Consider the following 24,936-nt stretch of genomic DNA (forward strand, 5'->3'; position numbering starts at 1 on the left):
GCCCGTCGCGCGCGGTCACAACACGCCCGCAGGCGAGCATGGTTGAATGACCGCCATGTTCACTGCCTGCCCGCATTGCCAGTTCCTGGTCGCCCGCGATCCGCACTCGGATGCATCGCCTGCGGACTGTCCACGCTGCGGCAAGCCGCTGGCGACCGTCAGCGACGCACCGGTGCCTGCTCCCAGCCTGGCCACTCTGCTGCATCCCCTGCCGGCCGTCGCCGAAACGGATCCGATGCATGTGCCGCCCATCGCCGACGGGGCGACGGAAACGTCATCCCCCGCACCCGCGGACACGCTGCTGCCTGTCGCACAGGCCGGCGACGTCGCGACGCACGCCGATACCGATACCGATACGGATACGGATACGGATACCGATGGCGATGGCGATGGCGATACCGATGGCGATGCCAAAGACGTTGTCGACGGACCTTCCGGCACGACCGCACACGACGCCACGACAGCGATCGAAGGGCCCTCCCTTACCGATGTATCAGCGCCCCCCGTCGACGCGCTACTCGCGGCGCCGCCTCGTGCGCGCAAAGCGCCCGGGCCCCGCTTCCTGCGACGTGCGCGCACCACACCGGTGCACACGCGCCGTACGCGCCTGCAGTGGGCGGCCGTGGTGGCGATGTCCTTGTTGCTGTGCATCCAGATCGTTATCGCGGATCGTGCACGGCTTGCGACACAGGCGGGCTGGCGCCCCCTCGTGACGGCCTTGTGCGGCACCTTCGGTTGCGAGGTGCCGACATGGCGCGAGCCCGGCGCCTTCACCATGCTCAGTCGCGACGTGCGCCCGCTGCTCGATGCGCCCGGCACTCTGCAAGCGCAGGCCACGTTCCGCAATGAAGCCCGCTGGCCGCAGGCCTGGCCGGTGATCCTCCTGACACTGAAGGATGCCGACGGCCGAACCCTGGGCGCGCGGGCGCTGGAACCGGTCGACTACCTGCCTGACGACCAGTTGCTCGCCACCATCGAACCCGGGCAGAGCGCACAGATGGCCGTCCGCATCCGCGAACCGAGCGCCAGCGTCGTCGCGTTTTCCTTCGACTTTCGTTAAGCCCCGCGGATTCGTCAAAAAGCGGATGCGCACGCCACGATCAGGCGCTAGACTCGTCCCCCCGCCGGATACCCACAAGCACAAGGCGGGCTTCTGACGCCGTAGCACCCAGGGGATCCGATTGAACGCTGCCACGACACGCCCGGACACGCCACGCACCGCGTCGCGCCCGCCGCTGCGCGAGCACGTCGCACAGTCGGTGCGGCGTTACCTGCGCGACCTGGACGGAAGCGACGCCGACGATGTCTACGAGATCGTCCTGCGCGAGATGGAAATTCCGCTGTTCGTGGAAGTGCTGAACCATTGCGAAGGCAACCAGAGCCGCGCGGCGGCCCTGCTCGGTATCCATCGCGCCACGCTGCGCAAGAAGCTCAAGGATTACGGGCTGGCCTGAGGCCGGCGGCTGCGTTGCTGCGCCGCGCTATAATTCGCGCCCCGCTTCGCCACGCATCCCCCATGACCGTCGATTTCCAGCCCGTGCGCCGGGCGCTGCTGTCCGTTTCAGACAAGACCGGCCTGCTCGAGCTTGCCCGTGCACTCGCCGCCCGCGATGTCGAGCTGCTGTCCACCGGCGGCACCGCGAAGACACTGCGTGACGCAGGCCTGGCCGTGCGCGACGTCGCCGACGTCACCGGCTTTCCGGAAATGATGGACGGACGCGTCAAGACGCTGCACCCGACGGTGCACGGCGGCCTGCTGGGCCGCGCCGGCACCGACGACGCGGTGATGGCCGAGCACGGCATCGGCGCGATCGACCTGCTGGTACTCAACCTGTATCCGTTCGAGGCCGTGACGGCGAAAGCCGACTGCACGCTGGCCGACGCCGTGGAGAACATCGATATCGGCGGCCCGGCGATGCTGCGCTCGGCGGCGAAGAACTTCGCCCGCGTCGCGGTCGCGACCGATCCATCGCAGTACGCCGGACTGGTGGCCGAGCTGGCATCGAACGACGGCGCACTGTCGGCGAAGACACGCTTCGCGCTGTCGGTCGCCGCGTTCAACCGCGTGGCGCAATACGACGCCGCGATCAGCAACTACCTGTCCGCCGTCACCGACACGTCCTCCGACGTGCCGGTGCGCAGCGCGTTCGCCGCGCAGGCGAACGGCAGCTTCGTCAAGGTCATGGACCTGCGCTATGGCGAGAACCCGCACCAGCAGGCAGCGTTCTACCGTGACCTGTACCCCGCTCCGGGTTCGCTGGCGACGTTCGAGCAGCTTCAGGGCAAGGAACTCAGCTACAACAACATCGCCGACAGCGACGCGGCGTGGGAATGCGTGCGCCAGTTCGACGCGCCGGCCTGCGTGATCGTCAAGCACGCCAATCCCTGCGGCGTGGCCGTCGGCGTGGCCTGCGGCGATGCCTACGAGCTGGCGTACGCCACCGATCCGACCAGCGCGTTCGGCGGCATCATCGCGTTCAACCGCACGCTGGACGCGGCCACGGCGAAGGTCATCCTGGATCGCCAGTTCGTCGAAGTGCTGATCGCACCGGACTACGAGCCGGGCGCGCTGGATTACGCGACGAAGAAGGCCAACGTGCGCGTGCTGCGCATTCCGCTGGCACCCGCATCGCGCGGATTCATCGATACCAAGCGCATCGGCTCGGGCCTGCTGATGCAGACCGCCGACGACCGCGTGGTCACCCGCGACGAGCTGAAGGTGGTCACGAAGCTCGCACCGACCGAGGCGCAGTTCACCGATCTGCTGTTCGCCTGGAAGGTCGCGAAGTTCGTGAAATCCAACGCCATCGTCTATGCGAAGGATCACCGCACGATTGGCGTCGGGGCCGGCCAGATGAGCCGCGTGTACTCGGCGCGCATCGCCGGCATCAAGGCCGCCGATGCCAATCTGGTGGTCGAGGGATCGGTGATGGCCAGCGACGCGTTCTTCCCGTTCCGCGATGGCATCGACGCCGCCGCGGCCGCCGGCATCAAGGCGGTGATCCAGCCGGGCGGCTCGATGCGCGACAACGAAGTCATCGCGGCCGCGGACGAACACGGCATCGCGATGGTGTTCACCGGAGTACGGCACTTCCGCCACTGATGGCCTGCGGCCATCCTGTCTCATCACACTCCACGGAGCATGGGCCGTCATGAAGATCCTCCGCACGCTCTCGCTCACGCTGGCCGTGGCGACCGCCCTGATGATGCTGGGTGGCTGTGTCGATACCCAGGCACGGCTGCAGCATGCCAGGACCGAGATCGCGGCCACGTTGCCGGCCCCGTATTTCGAGGACCTGGTGACGGAAGCCGTGGATGTCGACGGCAACCGCCTGGTGCTGAGCATCCGCAGCCCAGCCGGCGACGCCGCCAGGACGCGCGAGGCCACGGGCTTCGATGCGCTGAAGCAGAGCGAACAGCGTGCGCTGTACGACCTGTGCGCGCTGCCGGAGATCGCGCAGCTGGTCGACAGCGATGCCATCCTGGTGCGCCGCTTCGTCGACCGCAACGACGTCCTGTTCTTCGAAATCGAACTCCCCGCACGCAAGTGTTCGACCCCTCCGGCCGAGCCGCCGGCCCAGCCATGAGGAAAGCCCCTTGAAAGTCCTGGTCATCGGTTCCGGCGGTCGCGAGCACGCCCTCGCATGGAAGCTGGCGCAGTCGCCGCGCGTCGATGAGGTGATCGTGGCGCCGGGTAATGCCGGCACCGCGACGGAAGCGAAATGCCGCAACATCGCCATCAAGGTCACCGACATCGAAGGCCTGCTGGCACTGGTGCAATCCGAAGGCATCGGCCTGACCGTGGTCGGTCCCGAGGTGCCGCTCGTGGCCGGCGTGGTGGATCGTTTCCGCCTGGCCGGCCAGCGCATCTTCGGGCCTACCGCCGCCGCTGCGCAGTTGGAAGGCAGCAAGGCGTTCGCGAAGGACTTCCTCGCGCGGCATGGCATTCCCACGGCGTTCTACGCCGTGCACACCGAGGTGGATGCCGCGCTTGCGTACATCCGCGAGAAGGGCGCACCGATCGTGGTCAAGGCCGACGGCCTGGCGGCCGGCAAGGGCGTGATCGTGGCGATGACCCTGCAGGAAGCGGAAGACGCCGTACGCGACATGCTGTCGGGCAATGCGTTCGGCGATGCCGGTGCGCGCGTGGTGATCGAAGAATTCCTCGAAGGCGAGGAAGCCAGCTTCATCTCGATGGTCGACGGCACCACCGCACTGCCGATGGCGACCAGCCAGGACCACAAGCGCGTCGGCGACGGCGATACCGGCCCCAACACCGGCGGGATGGGCGCCTATTCGCCCGCACCGGTGGTGACGCCCGACGTGCATGCGCGCGTCATGCGCGAGGTCGTCGATCCGACCGTGCAGGGCATGATCGCCGATGGCGTGCCGTTCACCGGCTTCCTCTACGCCGGCCTGATGATCGATGCCGACGGCGCACCGAAGGTCATCGAGTTCAACGTGCGTTTCGGCGACCCGGAAACGCAGCCGGTGATGCTGCGTCTCCAATCCGACCTGGTGGACCTGGTCGAGGCGGCCATCGACGGCCGGCTCGCCAGCACCGAGGCGCAGTGGGATCCACGCCCATCCCTCGGCGTGGTGATGGCGGCGAAGCCGTATCCGGAAACGCCGGTCACCGGCGACGCCATTGCCGGTCTGGACGAAGTACCTGCGACAGCGAAGGTGTTCCATGCCGGCACCACGCTGGACGCGGAGGGCCGCGTGGTCAGCGCAGGCGGGCGCGTACTGTGCGTGGCCGCGCTGGGCGAATCAGTCTCCGATGCGCAACGGCACGCCTATGCCGGCGTGGACAAGGTGCGTTGGGCGAACGAGTTCCACCGCACCGACATCGGTTGGCGCGCGATCTCGCGCGAGCGCGCGGACACCTGATCGACTACGACGCCGGCCTGAAGCTCGCCGCGTGTTCGCGCGGCGCGCTGCGCAGGTACTGCGGCGCGATTCCGATCTGCGCACCCAGTGCCGCCGCGGCATGCCAGGGCCAGCGCGGGTCATACAGGATGCCGCGCGCGATGGCGATGGCATCGGCCTGCTCCTGGAGCAGGATGTCTTCGGCCTGCCGGGCCTCGGTGATCAGGCCGACAGCGATCACCGGCATCGCCACCTCGCGCTTGATCGCCTCCGCAAACGGCACCTGGTAGCCCGGACCCAGCGCGATCTTCTGTGCAGGATGCAGACCGCCGCTCGACACGTCGATGAAATGGCAGCCGCGCGCATCGAGCGCCTTCGCCAGCGCAATGCTCTGCGCCAGATCCCAGCCGCCCTCGACCCAATCGGTCGCCGAGATGCGGATACCGACCGCCATCGAGTCCGGCGTCACGGCCTTGACCGCATCGAACACCTGCAGCACCAGCCGCATGCGGTTCTCCAGCGACCCGCCGTACGCATCGTCACGCCGGTTGCTGAGCGGCGACAGGAACTGGTGCAGCAGATAGCCATGCGCGGCATGGATCTCGATCAGGTCCAGCCCGAGTCGCACGGCGCGGCGGGCACTGTCGGCGAACGCCGCGACGATCGAATCAATGTCTGCCTGGTCCAGCGCCAGCGGCGGGTGCTGGCCCTCGCCGTAGGGCAGCGCGGATGCGGACACGGTCTGCCAGCCGCGCGGCGCGTCCGGTTCGACCTGGGCGCCGTGGCCGTCCCAGGGGCGGTGCGTGGAGGCCTTGCGTCCGGCGTGCGCCAGTTGCACACCGATCGGCATGGAGGAGTAACGGCGCGTCGCCGCCAGCGCCTTGGCGAAGGCAGCCTCGGTGGTGTCGTCCCACAGGCCGAGATCCGCCCAGCTGATGCGCCCACTTGGCGTCACCGCAGTCGCTTCGATGATTGCCAGGCCGGCGCCGGATTGCGCGAGGTTGGGCCAATGGAACGCGTGCCAGTCGGTCGCACGACCTGCTTCGGCGGAGTACTGGCACATCGGTGCGATGACGATGCGGTTGGACAACGACAACGGCCCCAGCGCGAGGGGCGAGAACAGGCGACTCATGAAGGAGCAGGAACCGTACGACGTGGGGAGCGCCACTATCCCCCTGCCCCGGCCACCCATCAATGCCGCAGGCGGAACACTGTCGGGCGCACCCGCTGGCAGTGCCATCGCGATTTGCTAGGCTGCGCGCAACCCACGGAGGGCGCATGTCCAGCCACAGCCAGTTTTCGCTGCTGACACAACGGCGGTTCCTGCCGTACTTCACCGTCCAGGCGCTGGGCGCCTTCAACGACAACGTCTACCGGCAGGCGATCATCGCGCTGCTGTTCTTCCTCGGCGCCAGCGACGACCAGCTTTCGCTGTACGCCACGCTGGCGCCGGCGATCTTCATCCTGCCCTACTTCCTGTTTTCCGCCATCGCCGGCCAGTTCGCCGAGAAGCTGGAGAAGCACCGGCTGATCGTGATCACCACGACGATGGAGATCGTGATCATGTCGCTGGCCGCGGTCGGCTTCCTGCTGCAGAACATGCCGCTCCTGCTGGTGGCACTGTTCTGCACCGGCGTGCAGTCCACACTGTTCGGGCCGGTGAAGTATTCGGTACTGCCGTCGATCCTCAAGCCGGAGGAGCTGACCGGCGGCAACGGCCTGGTCGAGATGGGCACGTCGATCTCGATCCTGTGCGGCATGATCGCCGGCGGCATGATCTTCCAGGTGGCCGGCGCGCACGGGCCGCAGGCGGCGGCCGTCGCCATCGTACTGCTCGCAGTGCTGGGCAACGTCATGTCGCGGCTGATCCCGCGCATGGATGCCGGCGCACCGGACCTGGTGATCCGCTGGAACCCGATCCCGGAATCGATCGCCGTGCTGCGCATGGCCAAGCAGCAGCTGGCCGTGCGCAACGCGATCCTTGGGGTGTCGTGGTTCTGGTTCTTCGGCACGCTGCTGACCTCGCAACTGCCCGCCTACGCCAAGCTGCACCTTGGCGCGGCGGAGGGCTCGTCGACGCTGTACGTCTTCGCGCTGGCGCTGTTCTCCATCGGCACGGGCATCGGATCCCTGCTGTGCGAAAAGCTCTCCGGGCGGACCGTCGAGATCGGTCTTGTGCCCGTCGGCGCGTTCGGCATGACGGCGTTCCTGCTGGACCTGTACTTCGCCAGGCCCGGCGTCGCGCCGGCCACCGGACTGGGCGTGGGCGAGTTCGTCCGCCAGGCCGGCAGCGTGCGCATCATGATCGACCTGGTCGGTATCGGCATGTTCGCCGGCATCTTCGTGGTGCCACTGTTCGCGCTCATCCAGAGCCGTACCCTCAACTCGCAGATGGCGCGCGTGTTCGCCGCGCTCAACATCCAGAACTCCGGCTTCATCGTGCTGGCCGCGCTGGTCGGCCTGGCGCTGCATGCGCTCGGATGGAGCGGGCCGCAGATCTTCCTCGCGCTGGCCATCGCCAATGCCGTGGTGGCGATCTGGATCTTCACGATCGTGCCCGAGTTCCTGATGCGCTTCCTCAGCTGGCTGCTGGTACGCGCGCTGTACCGGCTGCGCCTGCACGGCGTGGAGAAACACGTGCCCGACGAAGGTCCGGCGCTGATCGTCTGCAACCACGTCAGCTACATGGACGCGCTGATCCTGTCGGCAACGATTCCGCGGCCCGTGCGCTTCGTCATGTACTACAGGATCTTCCAGATTCCGGTGATGAGCTGGATCTTCCGCACCGCCAAGGCGATCCCCATCGCCGGCGCCAAAGAGGATCCGGAGCTGATGCGGCGCGCGTTCGAAGAGATCGATGCGGCGCTGGCGGCGGGCGAGATCGTCGGCATCTTCCCGGAAGGCGCGTTGACGAAGGACGGCGAGATCGCGGCCTTCAAGTCTGGCGTCGAGAAGATCCTGGAACGACGCCCCGTTCCGGTCGTGCCGATGGCATTGAAAGGCATGTGGGCCAGCATGTGGAGCCGCCGCGACACGCGCCTCGGCCGCATGCGGGTACCACGACGCTTCCGCGCCCACATCGAGGTCGTGGCAGGCGAGCCGATGGACGGTGCCACCGTGGATGCGGATCAGCTGGAAGCCCGTGTTCGGTCACTGCGAGGCGATGCCGCGTGACATGACCGTGCGCGGCAAGCGCAGCCGAGTAGGCGCGCGCGGGCATGCGGCGAACGTTCTCGCCGTGGTTCATTTTTCGCACAGGTCTGGCACTATTGGGCGGCCTGAGCGGCATGCACGCCGACTCGCACGCCCCTCCATCCCTGTACAAGGAAAGCCTGCATGAGCGCCGTACCTCCCATGCCTCCGTCATCCGCCGCACCCGGCAGCGTCCCCAACCATCTCGCCTGGGCCATCGTGTCCACGGTGCTGGCGACCTGCCTGTGCTGCCCGATCGGCCTGATCGGCATCGTCGCGATCGTGTTCTCGGCGCAGGTGAACACCAAGCTCAACCAGGGCGACCTGGAGGGCGCGCGGCGCTCCTCCGCCAACGCCAAGACCTGGTGCTGGGTGGCCACTGCGTTCGCCATCATCGGTCTGCTGCTCAACATCTATGTCCTCGCCTCTGGCGGCATGGAGCAGTACATGACGATGATGGAGCAGATCCAGCAGGCGCAGTGATCGCGTTACGCCCACTGCACTACGTTGCACTGACGGCGGCGGCCCTGGTGGCCGCCGCTGGCGTCTGGCTGCTCCTCGAATTCGATCCGAATGCGGCGAACAGCCCGTTCCCCGGCTGCATGTTCCGCGCCCTGACCGGCTATTTCTGTGTGGGATGCGGCCTGACCCGCGCACTGCACGCACTCGTCCATGGCGACCTGCCGCGTGCGTTCGCGATGAATCCCCTGGGTGTGCTGTTGCTGCCCGTGATCCCGATGTTGATCGCCCACAGCCAAGGCTGGCAGCCGCGCATGCTGGAACCCCTCATGCGCGTACTGCTGGCGCCGAAGTTCTGGCTGGTCCTGCTGCCGGCCTACTGGATCGCGCGGAACCTGCCGTGGTTCCCCTTCACGCTGCTGGCGCCGCCCTGATCCCTGGCGCTACGACGGCGCCGGCCTTTCGCCGGTGCCGGATCAACTGACCCATCCCCCGATCACGAACAGCGCCAGCACGGCGAGCCACAGCAGCAGGATGCGCCAGACCAGGCTCATCGCATCGCGAAGCTCGGGCAGCTCCCGCATCGCCTGCACCATGCCTTCTTCGGCGTATTCCTCGGCCTCCTCCGCCAGTTCGAAACGCACGCTGGCGCGCGCCGCCTGGGCCAGGAATCCCGTATCCAGCTGGAAACGCGCGCCGCCCGCATTGCGCCAGGTGGAGAACACCGTGTCGAAGTTGCCGACCAGCGCCATCGCCAGCGTCATCAGTTGCGCAACCGGCCATTCCAGGGCGGTTCTCAACGCGCATGCGCCCGCGCGGTTGCGCTCCGGCAGATCCGTCGCCGAGGCGCTGTGTGCAACCAGCCGATAGAGGATCGCGCCGACAGGCCCCAACAGCAGGAACCAGAACAGCACACCGAACCAGCGACGCAAGGCATGGGTGAAGACCGCCTCGACCAGGGCAGGACCGTCCAGCGCCGCGGTTTCACCGGTGAGTCCGAGCCGCACGATGGCGGCACGACGCGTCGTCGCATCGTGCGCATCGATGACGGCTTCGACATCCACATCGAGGTCCCGTGGCCCCCAGGCATAGACCAGTACCGCGATGTCGAACAGCAGGCCCACCAGGCCGTACACCGGACCGTCGAGCGACCATTGCAGCAGCGCCACGACCAGCAGTACCGGCACCAGTGCCAATGCGATGCCGTAGCGCTCCTTCCAGAAACCGCCATCGCGCGCCGATTCGCCCAACCAGTGCATCCAGGCGTCGTACCAGCCGTACTGGCGGAACGACGCAACCAGCGAAGGCGCGACATGGCCGAGCACCAGCGCAAGCACGACGGCAACGAGCGTGATCGACATGCGGCTCCTCCGGGTACCGGATTCTAGCGCGGACGCGCGTTAAAGCCCGGTCTCCGCCGACCCGGCCGTGCCGCGCGCGCGCATGCCGGCATGCCAGTGCTCGATCAATGCGCGCGCGATCGAGATCGAGGGCGAAAGCAGCAGGCGTTCGCCGTCATCGTCGCCCTCCCGCGCGAGCGCCTCATCGATCTCGGCGAAGGTGAACCAGCGGGCGTCCTCCAGTTCGCCATCGACCTGCGGAACATCCGGCTCGGCATCCGCGCAGAAGCCCAGCATCAGCGCACCCGGGAACGGCCACGGCTGCGCGCCCAGATAGCGGCAGCCGCGCACGCGGACCTGTGTCTCTTCCAGTACTTCGCGTACGACGGTCTGCTCCAGCGTTTCGCCAGGTTCGACGAACCCGGCGACGACCGAGTAACGTCGTGGCGGCCACGATGCCTGGCGTCCCAGCAACAGGCGCTCGCCATCGCTGACGGCGACGATCACGGCGGGATCCACTCGCGGATAGTGGTCCTTGCCGCACTGCGTGCAATGCGCGGTGTAGCCCGCACGGCGGAACGTGATGTCGCCCCCGCAGGCACTGCAGAAGCGGGTGGACAACTGCCAGTGCAACAGTGCGCGCGCCATCGCGAACACGCCCGACTCGAACGAGGGCCACGCCGCCGCGGCACGCCGCAGATCGAGCCACGCGGGCGCCTGCACGGCATGATGGCGGGCATGCGCAGCGAACCAGGCCACGCCGTCGCGAAGCCCCAGGAAAAGACTGGCACCCGGACCACCCCCGAGTGCGGCGCCTTCGAACGTCGACAACACGCCATCCGCCTGCGTGAGCGCACGCCCTTCTTCGTCGAGGACCATGACGCGCGCGCGCGGCCACAGGCGCGCCAGCGCCTCCGCGTCGTCGCGCAGCGCATCGGCACGATCCAGCGTATCGCCCGCGAAGGCGAAGCCGGAAAGAGGACCAGTAAGAGGAACGTGACCTGTCACGGAACGCGGCAGGCCGGGATTCACATGCTGAAACTGCTGCCGCAGCCGCAGGTGGTCTTGGCGTTGGGATTGCGGATGACGAACTGCGCGCCTTGCAGGCTTTCGCTGTAGTCGACTTCCGCCCCCATCAGATACTGCAGGCTCAGCGGATCGACCAGCAGCGACACGCCATCGGTGTCGACCGCGACGTCGTCGTCGGCACGGTTCTCGTCGAACTCGAAGCCGTACTGGAATCCCGAACAGCCCCCGCCCTGGATATAGACGCGCAGGGCCAGCGCGTCGCTGCCTTCTTCCTGGATCAGCTCGCGCACCTTCGCCGCCGCGGCCGGCGTGAAGTTCAACGGGCGGTCGATCGACTGGTAGTCGGGCGCGGCCGCCGCAGTGGGCAGGGAAACAACGGTGGTCATCCGGGAAGGATGAGGGCTGGTGGAGGGTAGTTCAAGGTCAAGGCGTGCCGGCACCGGCACCCGCGCCTTCCTTCGCGGCCGCCTGCGTCCACGGGAAGGACTGTTCCACGGCGGCACCACTCTGCGGCACGACGCGGGCGATCACCCGGACCGGCTTGAAGCCCGGCGGCAACAGCAGATCGCCTTCGACCTGCTGGAAATACTTGAACGAATAAGGCACCCCGGGCGCATTCGGCTGCTGCCGCAGGTCGGCCCACCCCAGGCGGCGCAGCTTGCCGGCCTCGGTGCCTTCCACCGACACCAGCAGGCGGCCGGCATTCACCGCACCCCGGTTGAGGTTCTGGGTAAGCGTGGCGGTGAAGTGCCACGCCTGCTCGTCCTGCGGCTGCAGGGTCAGCTCATGCACGGACAGGCCGCGGCGCTGTGCGGTAGCACCGACGAAGCGCTCGTAGAAGGCGACATCGGCACGCAGGCCGGCAATTTCCTCGTCGCGCTCGGAGAGGGTCGCTTGCAGGTCGCGGTTGGCGTCGCGACTGATCTGGTCGGAGCGCGACAGCGTGGCGACTTGCTGTTCCAACGTTTCGATACGTTGTTGCTGATCGCGCAGTTGCGCAGGGGTCGGACCGTCGCCCGCATTGCCCGCCAGGGAGCGCCACAGCAGCCAACCGCCGATGGCGAGCACCGCGACCGAGGCGACGATGGCAGTGACCGGCCCCTTCCTGAAGCGGGGCGGCGGCACGGTCGGCGGGAGGGGCCTAGCGTTCATGGCCGCAGGATAGCGCGGCCGTTCCCAGCGGGCTCTGAATGGCCGGGTCAGGCGTCGGCGGTCGCCCAGGCGTCCGGCAAAGCTGCGCCGTCATGCGCGCCGTTACCGGCCGGAACGGCGTCCGCATGCACCAGGCGACCGGTCAGCTGCGCGCCCGCACTCATCTCGACGACCTTGTAATGCACGTTGCCCTGCACACGCGCCTTCGTCGCCAGTTCGATGCGCTCGATGGCATGCACATCGCCGACCATGCGTCCGTTGATCACCACCACCGGCGCCTGCACCTCGCCTTCGATGCTGCCCTGCTCGGCCACCGTCAGCACGGCGCGCTCACCGGCTTCGGCAATCACCTTGCCCTGGATATGGCCTTCCACGTACAGGCCGCCGCTGAAGACGACATCGCCCCGGATGGTGACCTGCGGGCCGATCAGGGTGTCGATGGCACCCACGTCGGGGCGGATGGGCTTGGTCTTGAACATCTCACTTGCCTCCTGCGGCAGTTGCGGTCTTCCAGTCGAGGGCCTGCTCCACCGCGGCGTCCTCGCCGTGCAGCGACACCTTGACGCGCTGCGGGGTGAAGTCGGGCGGCAGCATCACGTTGCCGTCCAGCTGCTGGAAATATCGGAAGGAGTACGCCTGCGCCGGCGCGCTGCGCTGCTGGTGCAGTTCATCCCATTGCACCGCGGCCAGCTTGCCCGCGCGCACACCTTCGACGGTGAAGCGCATCTGGCCCTGGCTGATGGCGCCCCGGTTCACCGTCTGCGTCAGCATGATCTGGTAACGCCAGGTGCCACCGGCTTCGGGCACGAATTCGGCGACATGGACCGTCAGTCCCTTGCGCTGGCTGGTCGATCCCACCAGCCGCTCGAAGAACGCGATATCGGCCCGCAATGCCGCAATTTCCTCGTCGCGCTCGGCCAAAGCCTCCTGGACTTCGGCATTGGCTGCACGACTGATCTGGTCCGACCGCGAGAGCGTGGATTCGCGCTGGCGCAGGCCGCTCAGTTCGGACTGCAACGCCTTGACCTCGCGCTCGGCGTTCGCACGCGCCGCATCGGCCTTCGCCAGCCGGGGGGCAGCCGTATGACTGGCCGCCCACCATGCCGCGCCCACACCAACGGTCCAGACCAGCGCGAACAGCAGCGAGGTGCCGCGGCGACGTACGGCCGCGTCACGCGGCACGATGCGGAAGCGGGAAGGAGCAGGCGCAGACATGACGGACAAGCGGCAGGCGGCGCTCAGCCGGCAGCCAGACGGGACCCCTATACTCGCCGCAGTGGCGCGAGCCCTTGAGTCTAACGGGAGTGGCCGGGATGTCCGAAGCGCATCTTTTCGTAATTGGGATCCTGTTGGCATGGATGGCAGGGATCCGCGTCTACCTCACGGTCTTCGGCGTGGGCCTGGCGGGCGCGCTGGGCTGGCTCGACCTGCCGCCCGCCTTGCAGGCCACCGAATCCTGGTGGGTACTGGGCACCTCCGGCGCACTGGCGCTGACCGAGTTCTTCGCCGACAAGATTCCGGGCGTGGACTCCGGCTGGGACCTGCTGCAGACACTGGCACGCGTGCCGGCCGGCGCCTTCCTGGCAGCGGCCACCCTCTCGCCAGACGGACAATTGAGTGGCGGCGTGTTGGCCGCCGGCGCGGGTGTCGCACTGACCAGCCATGTGCTGAAGAGCGGTTCCCGCGCCCTGATGAACACGTCGCCCGAGCCCGTGAGCAACTGGGCCGCCTCGGTCACCGAGGATGCCGTGGTGGTAGGCGGCCTGGCATTGGCCTTTGCGCACCCCTGGATTGCGTTGTTCCTGGTGATTGGCGCATCGGTGCTGATCGCGGTCGCGGTGTGGTGGGTGTGGCGCAAGGTGTCGCGTGGCCTGAAGCGGTTGCTGCAGGCCGCACCGTTCGCGGATGCGCCACCCCCTACCTCCGGCCCGTGACAGGGGCCGGCGCATCGGGGATCATGAGTCCCGCCTCGGCCGTGAACTTCATCGCATAATGGGGCTCAGCTTGGGGAAGCCTGATGTCCGCCATCGATCCCACATCCCGCCCGCAGGATGAGCCCTCACGCTCGCGCCTGCGCGCCGAAACACCACCGGCCCACCATTGGCGCCGCTGGGTGGACGATGCTGCCCCCGAGGACGCGGCGGATGCCCCCGGAGCCGGAGAGCCCGTCGAAATGACCCCACAGACCCCCACGCCATCGCCCCCACTCGCCCCGATGACCGAGCCGCCCGCCACCGCCACGACGGTCGCGCCGCCGGAACCGGTCGATCCGGAGTCTCCCTACCGCGTCCTGATCGTCGAGGACGACCGCGGCCAGGCCCTGTTCGCCCAGAGCGTGCTGCACGGCGCCGGCATGCAGGCGGAAGTGCAGATGCAGTCCGATGGTCTGCTCGACACGATGCGCCGCTTCCGTCCCGACCTAGTCCTGATGGACCTGCACATGCCGGGCAAGGACGGCATGTCGCTGACCATGCTGCTGCGGCAGCAGCCCGAGTACCTGCACCTGCCGATCGTGTTCCTGACCGGCGATCCGGACCCGGAGCGGCAGTTCGAGGTGCTGGAGAGCGGCGCCGACGACTTCCTCAACAAGCCGATCCGCCCGCGCCACCTGATCGCCGCGGTCTCCAACCGCATCCAGCGCGCGCGCCAGCGCAACCAGGCCCTGCAGGCACCGCGCCCATCGGTCAACACCGACACCGGACTGCCGACGCGCACTTTCGTGCTCCAGCAGCTGGCCGAGTCGCTGCAGCGCCAGTCGCGTGGCGGCGTGTTCTTCGTCGAGGTCAACAGCGCGCTGAGTCTGCGGGAGCGCTACGGCTACGCGGTGTTCGAGCACCTCATGAACCAGGCAGGCCGGCAGCTCGCCGCCGCGGCCTCACCGCATCCGGTGGCGCGCCTGAACGACAACAGCTTCCTGATGCTGGCCGACAGCGTCGACGAGACGACACTCGCCGCGCTCGCGCAGCAGTTGCGGGACGGACTGGCCAGCCATGACTTCCAGACCCGTCCCAACGAAGTCCTCAAGCTGCGCGGCTCGGTCGGCTACACCGCCCTGTCGCTCGGCTTCGCCGACGCCGGCAGCGCGCTGGAGGCCATCGAACGCGCCGTGCTGCAGGCCCGCCTGAAGGCCGACAGCCTGGCCGAGTACGTTCCGGCGGAAGTCGACGACGATGCGCCGCGCATCTCGCTGGAGGATGGCCAGTTCGAGCTGGCCTACCAGCCGATCGTCGCCGTGGCCGGCAGCGACCAGGCGCAGTACCAGGTGTTGCTGCGGATGCGCCAGCCCGACGGCTCGCTGCTGCCGGCCTCGCAGGTCATTCCGGCCGCGGAACTGGCCGGCGGCATCGCGCAGATCGACCACTGGGTGCTGGAGCACGCTCTGTACGTGCTCGCTGAGCGGCAGGCTGCGGGCCCATCGCTGCGGCTGTTCGTTTCGCAATCTCCCCGGTCGCTGGCGCGCGAATCGCATGCGCAATGGCTGCTGGATGCGCTGCGCGCGCGCGGCATCGAAGGGACATCGCTGGTCATCGACCTGCGCCTTGCCGACGCGCTGATCCACACGGTCACGCTGCGGCAGTTCTGCCAGCAGCTGATGCCGGCCGGAGTGCAGTTCTGCCTGAGCCAGTTCGAGCCCGGCACGGAAGCCGATGCCCTGCTGACGCAGCTGCCGCTGGGCTTCGTGCGTGTGTCCAGCAAGTACGCCACCGCGCACGCCGATCCGGTATTGCGCGACCAGTTGCGCGGCATCATCGACAGCGCCCATCGCCAAGGGCTGCAGGTGATCGGCCAGCAGATCGAAGATCCGCAGGCCGCGGCCGCCATGTGGATGGGCGGCGTCGACTTCATCCAGGGCAACCTGGTGCAGGCCGTCGGCAGCGAGCTCGGCTTCGACTTCCACAACGCGGTGCTGTAACGATGCCCAGCGCCGGACGGACGCCGGTGATGCCCTGGGTGACGATGGCGTGTGCCGCCGTCCCGGTCGTGTCGCTGGGTCTGCACTGGGCGGGGACGACCGGGCCGTGGTTGCCGGTGGCGACCGCCGGCGGAGGCGCCACCCTGCTGGCCGCTTTGGCCTCCGCCTGGCACGCGCGCAGCGAAGCGCGTCGCCACACCGGCGTGCAGGCCCGCGCGGCGATGGCCGAATCCGAACGCGACGGTTTGCAGCGCGACCTGCAACGGCACGATCGCCTGGAGCAGGAACTGGTGCGTGCGAAGCAGGCCGCCGAATCCGCCGCGATGGCCAAGGGCGAGTTCCTCGCCACCATGAGCCATGAGATCCGCACCCCGCTCAACGGCATCGTGCCGATGCTGGAAATGCTGTCGCGTGCGCCGCTGGCGCCCGACCAGCGCGAGATGCTGACGACGGCGACCGCGTCATCCCATCAATTGCTGCGGATCGTCGACGACATCCTCGACTACTCCAAGCTCGAAGCCAACAAGCTCGACCTCGAGATCACCGGCTTCAACCTGCGCGAGCTGCTCGACAGCGTGCTGCAGCTGATGTATCGCCCGGCGGAGAACAAGGGCCTGCGCCTGAGCCTGCAGCTCGACCCCGCGGTCCGGCTGCCGGTGCGCGGCGATCCGGTCCGCCTGCGGCAGGTGCTAACGAATCTGGTCGGCAACGCGATCAAGTTCACCGAGCGCGGCTCGATAACGCTGGTGGTGCGCCGGCTGGGCGAAACCGCTGCCCAGCATCTGCTGAGGTTCGAAGTCCGCGATACCGGCATCGGCATCGAAGAGGATGCGCGTCACCGACTGTTCCATTCCTTCAGCCAGGCCGACGCATCCACGACGCGGCTGTACGGCGGCACCGGACTGGGGTTGGCCATCTGCCGGCGCATCGTCGACCTGATGGGCGGGCGCATCGACGTCGTGTCGGAGGTGGGCCGCGGGTCCACGTTCTGGTTCGAAGTGCCGCTGATGAAGGTCATCGGTGACCTGCGCCAGCGCGACAATGGCGCGCTCGACCACGGCCGGGTGCTGGTCGTCTCCCCCGACGCCCGCCTGCGCCAGCGCCTCACGCTGCTCGCCACCAACTGGGGCATGCACCCGGTCGCCGTCGAGACCACACAGGAAGCACTGGACCGCCTGCGCCTGGTCGGCGAACAGGGACAGCAGGACTATCTCGCCGTACTGGCCGACATCAGTGGTATCCGCAGTACGGCGCTGGCACTGCATCGGGCGATCACGCGACGCCCCGCGCCGGATCCCTTGCGCCTGGTGTGGCTCTATGGCGACGACACGGTACCGGCGGAACTGCATCCGCGCAGTACGCTGCTGTCGCGACAGTCACCCGACGCGGACCTGCGCGCCGCGCTGACCGGCGCAGCGCCGGAGCAGGAAGCGACCGCGGTCGACACGATGGAAGAGATCTTTCCCGAATCCACGGTCGCCCTGACCCTCGCCGGCGACGAAGCAGCCCCCGCATCGAGCGACGTGGGCCCCGACACGCCAGCGCCCCCTATCGCGCAGACGGAGGAGACGCCAGCCACGGAGCCGGAGCCTGCCGTGGTCAGCGCGATGCGTACCGAGCCGCGCCTGCTGCTGGTGGAGGACAACCCTGTCAATCTGCTGGTGGCGCAGAAGCTGCTGTCCGCGCTCGGCTTCCGCTGCGAGACCGCCGCAAACGGCGACATCGCGCTGAAGCGCATGCAGCTCGAGCATTTCGACCTGATCCTGATGGACTGCCAGATGCCCGTGCTGGATGGCTACGCCGCCACGCGGCGCTGGCGCGAACTGGAAGTGCAGCGCGCCGACGGCGGCCGCTTGCCGATCGTGGCGATGACCGCCAACGCCATGGCGGGAGACCGCCAACGTTGCCTGGATGCCGGCATGGACGACTACCTGGCCAAGCCAGTGTCGCGCGAACAGCTGGAAAGCTGCCTGCACCGCTGGCTGCCCGACCGCATGAACTTCGTGCTACGCAACGCCGCACTCGTCCCTCCTGAGGAACCCGCACCGCCCTCGCCTGCCGTGGCCACGGCCCGTGCGCCCGCGCCGAGCTTCCCGGTGCTCGATCAGACGATGCTGGAGGAACTGCGCGAGATCGCGGGCGACGAGACCACGCGCATCATCACCATCTTCCTCGAAGATGCGCCACGCCTGATCGGCACGCTGGAAAAGGCTGCCGCCGTTCCCGATCTGGACGCCATGCGCGACGCGGCTCACACACTCAAGTCTTCCAGTGCGAATGTCGGTGCCATGGCGTTGTCCGCCGCCGCCAAGCGCGTGGAACTGGGCGCCCGCGCGCGCAAGCTGGAGCGCCCGGCCGTGGCCGTCGCCCTGGTCATTGCGGAGTACGCGCGTGCGCGCATGGCCCTGCAGGGCTACGCCGCACAGCAGTTGGGTCGGCCGCTGCTCCCGCCGCAGCAGACTGCGGCAGCTCAGTCCTCGAGCTTGGTCAACAGGTAATTCGGTTCGCCGATCCGGTCGATCACCGACAGCTGCGTTTCCAGCCAGTCGATATGTTCTTCCTCGGAATCGAGGATGGTGGCGAACAATTGCCGGCTGACGTAGTCGGCCACCGATTCGCAGTACGCGATCGCATCGCGGAGCACCGGCAGCGCTTCCTGCTCCAGCGTCAGGTCGCATTCGAGGATTTCGCGCGGCGTCTCGCCGATGCGCAGCTTGCCCAAGGCCTGGAAGTTCGGCAGACCATCGAGGAACAGGATGCGCTCCGACAGCTTGTCGGCATGCTTCATTTCGTCGATGGATTCCTTGTACTCGTGCTCGGCCAGCTCCTTGAAACCCCAGTTCTTGAGCATCTTGGCGTGCAGGAAGTACTGGTTGATCGCGGTCAGCTCGTTGTAGAGCGCCTTGTTGAGGTACTCGATGACCTTGGCGTCGCCTTTCATGGCCATGCTCCGTGGGCGGGAACGGCAGAGGTTAGCCCGTGCGCACGTACGGTGACGGAACGCGAATCGTGTTCATTGGGGGAGCACGCAACGCCGCCGACGGGCGGCATGCACCCTGTCAGGCAGCGTGCGACAGCGCGAGGATGGGGAACAGCGGCTCGCGGGCGGCAGGCTGGGCGGACTGGAGCACATCCATCGCCATGTCGAGGCAGCTGCCGCAATTGGCGCCGGCACCGGTCCGCATGGTCAATTCGGCCACAGTGGAGCACCCGGCGGCGGCAGCCTCGCGGATCTGGTGGTCGGTTATGCCATTGCAGATGCAGACGTACACGGTGGTAGCGGCGGCGCGACGGGCACGGAACGGCCCGCGACCATTCCACCTCGAATGAGAATGATTGTCAATTCTTAACGGGCTCGCCGGCTCCGCCTCGTTTACGGGCCGGCCGGTCGCGGTTGCGGCGACGGGGCGCCTCAGGCGCCCTGGGATCGGGCAGCTGGGCCGGGATCGCCTGTGGTCCGGCGACGCTCCGGGCAAACGCAGCCAGATGCCCCAGCGCGCTGGCGTAAACGCGGCGCTTGAAGATCACCACGTGCTCCAGCGGGTACCAGAAGTCCACCCAGCGCCAATGGTCGAATTCCGGGCTCTCGGTCAGATCCAGGCGCAAGTGCGCCTCGTCGCCGATCAAGCGAAGCAGAAACCACACCTGCTTCTGCCCGATGCAGACCTGCCGTTCGGTGCGCCGGATTGCACGAGGAGGCAGGCGATAGCGCAGCCAGCCGGGCGTGACACCCAACACTTCCACATGTTCGGGCAACAGGCCGGTTTCTTCGCGCAACTCGCGGTACATGGCCTCGACCGGCGTCTCGTCCGTGTTCATGCCGCCTTGCGGGAACTGCCAGCCATCCCGGCGCACGCGCCGCGCCCAGAACACCCGGCCATCCGGCCGCATCAACACGATACCGACATTGGGTCGGTAGCCGTCCGGATCGATCACGATGCGGACTCCTGAAATCTACTGCCCCCGACTCTGCCACGCGTTGTCGCAGGCGACAAGCACGCTTCCCAAGCTTGACAGGGATGGGGTGGAAATGAAGAATACGCGGTTCCCGCGGCTATGTAGCTCAGCCGGTTAGAGCACAGCACTCATAATGCTGGGGTCGGTGGTTCGAGTCCACCCATAGCCACCACCGCGGAACCGCAAAAACCCCATGATTTCCGTGGGGTTTTTTGTTGCCCGGTATCCGCACGGCCTGCCCCGTCGGGATGGAGCGGGAACCGCCGCCGGCCCGCCACAGCACTGTCTTAAGAAGCCGAACACCCCTGCCCGACATGCAGGTGTCGCATCAGCCGCGCCAGAATCCCTTGAACAGCCCGCGCAGCCGACGCCAACGCACGGGGGGCGGTTCGCCGCGATAGGCCATGTCGCCAGGGACGCGCAGCGCCATCTCGGTGCCTTCGCCGCTGGCCGAGCGCACATGGAATGTCGCGCCGACACGCTCCGCGCGCTCACGCATGCCCGACAGGCCCCAATGCCCGTGGCGCCCGCCTGCCTGCAGCACTTCATTCGGCACGCCGACGCCATCATCCCGCACGCGTACCTGCAGGTCTTCCGTCGCATACACCAGTTCGACCTCGACGCGTCCGGCGCGCGCATGCTGGAATGCGTTGAGCACGGCTTCGCGGGCTATGCGGTAGATCTCGTCGCACACCAGTACGTCCAGATCACGGACGGTCCCTTCCGCGGTCAACCGGAACTCGACCGGGTAGTCCGCCGCCAGCTCTTGCCCCAGTTCCGCGAGCATGTCCGGCAAGCGCCCCAACGGCTGCGCCCGGCGCAGGTCCAGCACGCGGCTGCGCGCCTCTCCCATCACGTCGTCTGCACGCTGGAGCACCCGCTCCATCGCGGCATGCGAAGGCGCTTCCCGGCCAAGCGATTCGGCCACGGCATGGAAGCGCAGGATCAGCCCCTGCACGCTCTGCAGCAGCGTGTCGTGCAGCTCGCGCGCGATGCGCTCGCGTTCGCGATGCCGCTCCTGCAGGCGCTCGCGGATCTGCGCGGACAGCTGGCGCAGGCGCAGCAGGTAGGCGATCCACAGCAACGATGCGCCCAGCACGACGCAGAGCACCAGGAACCACGGCGTCTGGTAGTAGCGCGGCGCGATAGTGATGGACAGCGAGGCGCCGGTGTCGTTCCACACACCGTCGTTGTTGGCCGCGATCACCCGGAAGGTGTACGTGCCGGGACCGGGGTCGTTGTAGAAGGCGGTGCGCCGGGTGCCCGCGTCCTGCCAGTCATCGTCGTGCCCGTCGAGCCTGTACCGGAAGCGCACGCGCTCCGGAATGGACAGGCTGAGTCCGGTGTAGGCGATCTGCAGATTGCGCGTGCCCGGCGGCAGCCGCACCGCACCGCCGCGCGCGCGGTGCAACCGATCGTCCGCCGTGAGCGAGAGGATTTCCACGGGCGGTGGAAGCGTGTTCCGACGAATCAGCGCGGGATCGATCGCGACCACGCCGCTGGTCGTCGCGAACCACAGCCGGCCGTCGCGTCCTTCCGCCGCGGTGGGAATCGGCCGGAACTGCGCCGGCACGCCCGGCATGCCGTCGAGGAAATCGAACTGCTCGTACGCCGGCGCATCACCCGCCAACAGGCGCACCACGTCCCCCGCCGCCAAATGGAGGACGCCCTGTGCTCCGTTCAACCACAGGTCGCCGGCTCGCGACTCGATGATGCCGGTGATGCCACGGAACGGACTTTCGGCCGGCAACGGGAGCGTGCGCATCCTGCCGCCGGCGTAGTACGCCAGCCCGCGCTCGCCGCCGATCCAGATGCCCGACCGTCCTTCCGTCAACGCGGTGACGTTGCCGATGGACAGTCCGTCGGCGTGTCCGATGGGCTGTATGGCGTCGCCGCGCATCACCGCGATCTGGCTGCGCGCATACCCCAGCCACATCGCGCCGTCGCGCGCCGCCAGCATCACCAGCGGCGACGAACCCGCCGGCAGGCCCTTCCGTCCGCGCAGCTGCTGCCAGCGGCCGTCCGCCAACCGATGGATGCCGGGCGTGTTCAACGACACCCACAGCACGCCTTTCGCATCGTGCGCGATGGCCTGCACGCCCGAGTATCCCGACACGGGCAGCGGCGTGACCGGCGTGAGCCTCCGGTCGCGCCATGTCCAGAGCCCGCCGGGACCTCCCAGCCACACGGTACCGTCGCGATCGCGCTGCGCGGCCGTCAACGGTGGCGGCAGATCGAGGTATTCCACCCGGCTGCCGTCGAGCTCCATCAGCGGGCGATTGCGACTGCCCGCCAGCACGCTGCCGTCGGATGCAGCCACGATGGCGAAATCCTGGGCACCGTCGGGCAGCAGCGCCGGGATGACGTTGGTGTGGCGGAAGCGGTCGAGCCCATGACTGCTGCCCACCCAGATCGTGCCCTCGCGGTCCTCCAGCACCGGCAGCAGGTAGTCGGCACTCAGGCCATCGTCCTGCCGGAACTGCTCGAATGCATCGCCGCCGGTTCCCGTACGCACCGGCCGCAGGGGATGGGCGAGGCGACGAACGCCCTCGCCCATGGTGGTGGCCCACAACGTCCCGTCGCGGTCGAACAGCAGGCTCGCCGATGGTGCCGTCAGCGTGTCCGTGGATACCGCACCGTCGATCGGCAGCTGGCGCACGCCGCGCTCGTTCTCGGCGACCCACAGGCCGCCATCGGGCGCCTGTGCGATCTGGCTGATCCGACCCGTCGGCAGGTCCAGCGTCTCGAAGGTGCGCTCGCCTTTCCGCAGACGCGCGATCGCCGTATCCGTCGCCAGCCACAGCGTGCCGTCCCGGTCGGCGAACACGGTGCGCGCCTGCGAGCCGGGCACGCGCCATGCCGGCTCGACGCGATGCCAGCGGCCGTCGCGGAGGTACACCAGCCCACTGAAGGTGGCCGCCCACAGGCGGCCGTCCGGACCATGCGCGAAACGGAACACCGTGCTCGTGGGCAGGCCCTGCGCCTCCCCGAAATGCGTCAGGCGGTCATCGCGCAGGAAACTGACCGCGCCGTACCGGAAACCGATCCACAACCCGCCATCCGCGGTGGCATGGAGGGTGGAAATGCTGGTAGCCGGGAACGATTGGCCATCCACCGGCGCGTAACGCTCGAAGTGCACCCCATCGAAGCGGAACAGCCCCACCTGCGTGGCGAGCCAGAGGTAGCCATCCGTGGTCTGGGCCAACGCGGTGATCTGCCCCGGCGCACCTTCCTTGACGGTCCATGCGGTGTGGTGGAACTGGGCGATCCGGCGCTGCGGATCGAGCGCCTGCGCGACATGGCAGAGCAGCAGCAGGCACACGCCGGCGAGCCACCTATGCAGGTGTCCGGTGCTTCCGACCGCCTTCGCGCACGCACTCGCCAACCCGCCCCCTTCGGCACACCGTCGACCCGCTGTTGCGCACCGACCCTCCCCCAAGGCACGCGATGCGTGCGATTACTTTAACCGAGCAGCGCGCCGGCATGACTCATCTCCGTTCGTCGGCGTGCGGTGACGGCTGGTCCATGGCGCGCGCCACGCCTTCACCGTAAGCCGCATCGGCACGCCAGCAGTGCTGGATGTGGCGCTGCTTGATGCCATCCGGCACTCCCGCCATCGAACGCGCGGTGTTCGCGAACAGCCGTTGCCTTGCCTCGGGCGACAACAGGCGGAACAGCGCCCCCGGCTGCTCGTAGTGGTCGTCGTCCACGTAATGGTCCCAATGCCGGACATCGCCTTCGAGCGGCAGCGGCGCCTGCTGCAGTTCCGGATGGTCGTGCCAGACCCCGACGCTGTTGGGGTAGTAGGTCGGCGTGCGCCCCAGGTTTCCATCCGTCCGCATCGCGCCGTCGCGGTGGTAACTGGCGAACGGGCACTTCGGTGCGTTGACCGGAATGTGGTTGAAGTTGACGCCCAGCCGGTACCGCTGCGCATCGCCATAGGAGAACAGCCGCGCCTGCAGCATGCGGTCAGGCGAGAAGTCGATCCCGGGCACGATGTTGGCCGGTGAGAACGCGGCCTGCTCGACCTCGGCGAAGAAGTTTTCCGGATTGCGGTCGAGCGTCAGCACGCCCACTTCCATCAACGGATACTCCGCCTTCGGCCAGACCTTGGTGAGGTCGAAGGGATTGTGGCGATGGGCGCGTGCCTGCGTGTCCGTCATCACCTGGATGCACAGCGTCCAGCGCGGATGCTCGCCCCGCTCGACCGCGTCGAACAGATCGCGCTGGTGCGTCTCGCGGTCGCCGCCCACCGCAGCGGCGGCCTGCGCGTCGTCCCAGTTCTCGATGCCCTGCTGGCAGCGCAGATGGAACTTCACCCACACCCGCTCACCGACATCGTTGACCAGGCTGAAGGTGTGACTGCCGAAGCCGTGCATGTGGCGATAGGTCCGCGGGATGCCGCGATCGCTCATGACGATGGTCACCTGGTGCAACGCTTCCGGCAGCAGCGTCCAGAAATCCCAGTTGCTGGTGGCGTTGCGCAGGCCCGTGCGCGGGTCGCGCTTGACCGCATGATTGAGGTCAGGGAAGCGCAGCGGATCACGGAAGAAGAACACCGGTGTGTTGTTGCCCACCAGGTCCCAGTTCCCCTCCTCGGTGTAGAACTTGACCGCGAAGCCGCGGATGTCGCGCTCGGCATCGGCCGCGCCGCGCTCGCCCGCCACGGTGGAGAAGCGGACGAACACCGGTGTCGCCTTGCCCACCTGCGAGAACAGCTTCGCGCGGCTGAAGCGGCTGATGTCATGGGTGACGACGAACGTCCCATACGCACCCGCGCCCTTGGCATGCATGCGACGCTCCGGGATCACTTCGCGGTCGAAGTGCGCCAGTTTCTCCAGCAACCACACGTCCTGCAGCAGCACCGGGCCACGTGGCCCCGCGGTGAGGCTGTTGATGTTGTCGACGACGGGACAGCCATTGGCATGCGAGATTTCCTTGCTCATGACGCGCTCCGGATGCGCCGACGAAATGCGGCGCGGCGATCCAAGCCTGTACCCGCGCTGTGGGCCCTTCATCGCCCCG

23 protein-coding genes and 1 tRNA gene are annotated in these 24,936 nt (G+C 67.9%); 12 read left to right on the top strand and 12 right to left on the bottom strand.

Annotated elements, in window-relative coordinates:
• Positions 1-46 precede the first annotated feature (46 nt).
• The 5 genes from ACSQ1W_RS16235 to purD all read left to right on the top strand — a co-directional run bounded on the left by ACSQ1W_RS16235 (position 47) and on the right by purD (position 4,890).
• Positions 47-1,060: a DUF3426 domain-containing protein gene (locus ACSQ1W_RS16235; protein ID WP_436044690.1), complete on the top strand. Its 1,014-nt coding sequence runs from the start codon at positions 47-49 to the stop codon at positions 1,058-1,060.
• Positions 1,061-1,181: 121 nt separating this feature from the next.
• Positions 1,182-1,454, top strand: a complete 273-nt coding sequence (gene fis, locus ACSQ1W_RS16240; RefSeq protein ID WP_192273490.1) for a DNA-binding transcriptional regulator Fis — start codon at positions 1,182-1,184, stop codon at positions 1,452-1,454.
• Positions 1,455-1,516: 62 nt separating this feature from the next.
• Complete coding sequence (gene purH / locus ACSQ1W_RS16245; RefSeq protein ID WP_436044692.1) at positions 1,517-3,103, top strand: bifunctional phosphoribosylaminoimidazolecarboxamide formyltransferase/IMP cyclohydrolase; 1,587 nt, start codon at positions 1,517-1,519, stop codon at positions 3,101-3,103.
• 49 nt (positions 3,104-3,152) lie between these two features.
• On the top strand, positions 3,153-3,587 hold the full coding sequence (locus ACSQ1W_RS16250) for a hypothetical protein (RefSeq protein ID WP_436044694.1): 435 nt from the start codon (positions 3,153-3,155) through the stop codon (positions 3,585-3,587).
• A 10-nt stretch (positions 3,588-3,597) separates the two neighbouring features.
• Positions 3,598-4,890, top strand: coding sequence for a phosphoribosylamine--glycine ligase (purD, locus tag ACSQ1W_RS16255; RefSeq protein ID WP_436044696.1), 1,293 nt, complete (start codon positions 3,598-3,600; stop codon positions 4,888-4,890).
• 4 nt (positions 4,891-4,894) lie between these two features.
• On the opposite strand, the gene ACSQ1W_RS16260 is transcribed toward purD, so the two are convergent.
• Complete coding sequence (locus ACSQ1W_RS16260) at positions 4,895-6,001, bottom strand: NADH:flavin oxidoreductase/NADH oxidase (protein ID WP_436044698.1); 1,107 nt, start codon at positions 5,999-6,001, stop codon at positions 4,895-4,897.
• 146 nt (positions 6,002-6,147) lie between these two features.
• On the opposite strand from ACSQ1W_RS16260, the gene ACSQ1W_RS16265 reads away from it, so the two are divergent.
• The 3 genes from ACSQ1W_RS16265 to ACSQ1W_RS16275 all read left to right on the top strand — a co-directional run bounded on the left by ACSQ1W_RS16265 (position 6,148) and on the right by ACSQ1W_RS16275 (position 8,954).
• Positions 6,148-8,043, top strand: coding sequence for an MFS transporter (locus ACSQ1W_RS16265; RefSeq protein WP_436044700.1), 1,896 nt, complete (start codon positions 6,148-6,150; stop codon positions 8,041-8,043).
• Between the two features lie 162 nt (positions 8,044-8,205).
• Positions 8,206-8,544 (top strand): CD225/dispanin family protein, encoded by a 339-nt coding sequence (locus tag ACSQ1W_RS16270; protein ID WP_192273502.1) that lies wholly within the window; start codon positions 8,206-8,208, stop codon positions 8,542-8,544.
• Positions 8,544-8,954 (top strand): DUF2752 domain-containing protein, encoded by a 411-nt coding sequence (locus tag ACSQ1W_RS16275; protein ID WP_436046221.1) that lies wholly within the window; start codon positions 8,544-8,546, stop codon positions 8,952-8,954. The genes ACSQ1W_RS16270 and ACSQ1W_RS16275 overlap by 1 nt, the downstream gene beginning before the upstream one ends.
• Positions 8,955-8,996: 42 nt before the next feature.
• Here ACSQ1W_RS16275 and ACSQ1W_RS16280 read toward each other — a convergent pair whose 3' ends face one another.
• From ACSQ1W_RS16280 to ACSQ1W_RS16305, 6 genes are read right to left on the bottom strand one after another with little or no spacing between them, the layout of a single operon-like run.
• Positions 8,997-9,881 carry a hypothetical protein gene (locus ACSQ1W_RS16280; RefSeq protein ID WP_192273504.1) on the bottom strand — a complete coding sequence of 295 codons (885 nt, stop codon included), beginning with the start codon at positions 9,879-9,881 and terminating at the stop codon, positions 8,997-8,999.
• A 39-nt stretch (positions 9,882-9,920) separates the two neighbouring features.
• Complete coding sequence (gene nudC, locus ACSQ1W_RS16285; protein WP_436044702.1) at positions 9,921-10,868, bottom strand: NAD(+) diphosphatase; 948 nt, start codon at positions 10,866-10,868, stop codon at positions 9,921-9,923.
• 20 nt (positions 10,869-10,888) lie between these two features.
• On the bottom strand, positions 10,889-11,275 hold the full coding sequence (gene erpA / locus ACSQ1W_RS16290; protein ID WP_055939707.1) for an iron-sulfur cluster insertion protein ErpA: 387 nt from the start codon (positions 11,273-11,275) through the stop codon (positions 10,889-10,891).
• A 37-nt stretch (positions 11,276-11,312) separates the two neighbouring features.
• Positions 11,313-12,041: a DUF6776 family protein gene (locus tag ACSQ1W_RS16295; RefSeq protein WP_436044704.1), complete on the bottom strand. Its 729-nt coding sequence runs from the start codon at positions 12,039-12,041 to the stop codon at positions 11,313-11,315.
• 47 nt (positions 12,042-12,088) lie between these two features.
• Positions 12,089-12,520: a bactofilin family protein gene (locus tag ACSQ1W_RS16300; RefSeq protein WP_192273510.1), complete on the bottom strand. Its 432-nt coding sequence runs from the start codon at positions 12,518-12,520 to the stop codon at positions 12,089-12,091.
• 1 nt (position 12,521) lies between these two features.
• The gene (locus ACSQ1W_RS16305; RefSeq protein ID WP_436044705.1) at positions 12,522-13,256 is read right to left on the bottom strand and encodes a DUF6776 family protein; all 735 of its coding nucleotides are present in this window, start codon (positions 13,254-13,256) and stop codon (positions 12,522-12,524) included.
• Positions 13,257-13,354: 98 nt separating this feature from the next.
• On the opposite strand from ACSQ1W_RS16305, the gene ACSQ1W_RS16310 reads away from it, so the two are divergent.
• The 3 genes from ACSQ1W_RS16310 to ACSQ1W_RS16320 all read left to right on the top strand — a co-directional run bounded on the left by ACSQ1W_RS16310 (position 13,355) and on the right by ACSQ1W_RS16320 (position 18,452).
• Positions 13,355-13,975 (top strand): DUF4126 domain-containing protein, encoded by a 621-nt coding sequence (locus ACSQ1W_RS16310; protein WP_192273514.1) that lies wholly within the window; start codon positions 13,355-13,357, stop codon positions 13,973-13,975.
• A gap of 83 nt (positions 13,976-14,058) precedes the next feature.
• Entirely contained in the window at positions 14,059-15,954 is a 1,896-nt protein-coding gene (locus ACSQ1W_RS16315) for an EAL domain-containing protein (protein WP_436044706.1), read from the top strand.
• Between the two features lie 38 nt (positions 15,955-15,992).
• On the top strand, positions 15,993-18,452 hold the full coding sequence (locus tag ACSQ1W_RS16320) for an ATP-binding protein (protein ID WP_436046223.1): 2,460 nt from the start codon (positions 15,993-15,995) through the stop codon (positions 18,450-18,452).
• Here the strand turns inward: ACSQ1W_RS16320 and bfr are convergent.
• The 3 genes from bfr to ACSQ1W_RS16335 all read right to left on the bottom strand — a co-directional run bounded on the left by bfr (position 18,425) and on the right by ACSQ1W_RS16335 (position 19,890).
• Complete coding sequence (bfr, locus tag ACSQ1W_RS16325) at positions 18,425-18,895, bottom strand: bacterioferritin (protein WP_192273518.1); 471 nt, start codon at positions 18,893-18,895, stop codon at positions 18,425-18,427. The two genes, ACSQ1W_RS16320 and bfr, sit on opposite strands and share 28 nt — an antisense overlap.
• A gap of 118 nt (positions 18,896-19,013) precedes the next feature.
• Positions 19,014-19,226, bottom strand: coding sequence for a (2Fe-2S)-binding protein (locus ACSQ1W_RS16330; RefSeq protein ID WP_192273520.1), 213 nt, complete (start codon positions 19,224-19,226; stop codon positions 19,014-19,016).
• Positions 19,227-19,293: 67 nt separating this feature from the next.
• Positions 19,294-19,890: an RNA pyrophosphohydrolase gene (locus ACSQ1W_RS16335; RefSeq protein WP_192273522.1), complete on the bottom strand. Its 597-nt coding sequence runs from the start codon at positions 19,888-19,890 to the stop codon at positions 19,294-19,296.
• Between the two features lie 116 nt (positions 19,891-20,006).
• Between ACSQ1W_RS16335 and ACSQ1W_RS16340 the strand changes: the two genes are divergently transcribed.
• Positions 20,007-20,083, top strand: a tRNA-Met gene (locus ACSQ1W_RS16340).
• A 156-nt stretch (positions 20,084-20,239) separates the two neighbouring features.
• On the opposite strand, the gene ACSQ1W_RS16345 is transcribed toward ACSQ1W_RS16340, so the two are convergent.
• Together ACSQ1W_RS16345 and ACSQ1W_RS16350 are read right to left on the bottom strand one after the other, a co-directional pair.
• On the bottom strand, positions 20,240-23,233 hold the full coding sequence (locus tag ACSQ1W_RS16345) for a sensor histidine kinase (protein ID WP_436044709.1): 2,994 nt from the start codon (positions 23,231-23,233) through the stop codon (positions 20,240-20,242).
• Between the two features lie 166 nt (positions 23,234-23,399).
• Positions 23,400-24,857, bottom strand: coding sequence for a catalase (locus ACSQ1W_RS16350; protein WP_192273630.1), 1,458 nt, complete (start codon positions 24,855-24,857; stop codon positions 23,400-23,402).
• Positions 24,858-24,936 lie beyond the last annotated feature (79 nt).

The organism is Pseudoxanthomonas sp. LjRoot143, assembly GCF_964252945.1.
Taxonomy (GTDB): Bacteria; Pseudomonadota; Gammaproteobacteria; order Xanthomonadales; family Xanthomonadaceae; genus Pseudoxanthomonas_A.

Excerpts from the sequence above, each read along its gene's own strand:
- purH (WP_436044692.1), top strand. The coding sequence starts at position 1,517 with ATGACCGTCGATTTCCAGCCCGTGCGCCGGGCGCTGCTGTCCGTTTCA.
- ACSQ1W_RS16260 (WP_436044698.1), bottom strand. The coding sequence starts at position 6,001 with ATGAGTCGCCTGTTCTCGCCCCTCGCGCTGGGGCCGTTGTCGTTGTCC.
- erpA (WP_055939707.1), bottom strand. The coding sequence starts at position 11,275 with ATGACCACCGTTGTTTCCCTGCCCACTGCGGCGGCCGCGCCCGACTAC.
- ACSQ1W_RS16295 (WP_436044704.1), bottom strand. The coding sequence starts at position 12,041 with ATGAACGCTAGGCCCCTCCCGCCGACCGTGCCGCCGCCCCGCTTCAGG.
- ACSQ1W_RS16350 (WP_192273630.1), bottom strand. The coding sequence starts at position 24,857 with ATGAGCAAGGAAATCTCGCATGCCAATGGCTGTCCCGTCGTCGACAAC.
- ACSQ1W_RS16310 (WP_192273514.1), top strand. The coding sequence starts at position 13,355 with ATGTCCGAAGCGCATCTTTTCGTAATTGGGATCCTGTTGGCATGGATG.
- ACSQ1W_RS16265 (WP_436044700.1), top strand. The coding sequence starts at position 6,148 with ATGTCCAGCCACAGCCAGTTTTCGCTGCTGACACAACGGCGGTTCCTG.
- ACSQ1W_RS16300 (WP_192273510.1), bottom strand. The coding sequence starts at position 12,520 with ATGTTCAAGACCAAGCCCATCCGCCCCGACGTGGGTGCCATCGACACC.
- ACSQ1W_RS16305 (WP_436044705.1), bottom strand. The coding sequence starts at position 13,256 with ATGTCTGCGCCTGCTCCTTCCCGCTTCCGCATCGTGCCGCGTGACGCG.
- ACSQ1W_RS16280 (WP_192273504.1), bottom strand. The coding sequence starts at position 9,881 with ATGTCGATCACGCTCGTTGCCGTCGTGCTTGCGCTGGTGCTCGGCCAT.
- ACSQ1W_RS16270 (WP_192273502.1), top strand. The coding sequence starts at position 8,206 with ATGAGCGCCGTACCTCCCATGCCTCCGTCATCCGCCGCACCCGGCAGC.
- bfr (WP_192273518.1), bottom strand. The coding sequence starts at position 18,895 with ATGAAAGGCGACGCCAAGGTCATCGAGTACCTCAACAAGGCGCTCTAC.
- ACSQ1W_RS16250 (WP_436044694.1), top strand. The coding sequence starts at position 3,153 with ATGAAGATCCTCCGCACGCTCTCGCTCACGCTGGCCGTGGCGACCGCC.
- ACSQ1W_RS16315 (WP_436044706.1), top strand. The coding sequence starts at position 14,059 with ATGTCCGCCATCGATCCCACATCCCGCCCGCAGGATGAGCCCTCACGC.
- ACSQ1W_RS16235 (WP_436044690.1), top strand. The coding sequence starts at position 47 with ATGACCGCCATGTTCACTGCCTGCCCGCATTGCCAGTTCCTGGTCGCC.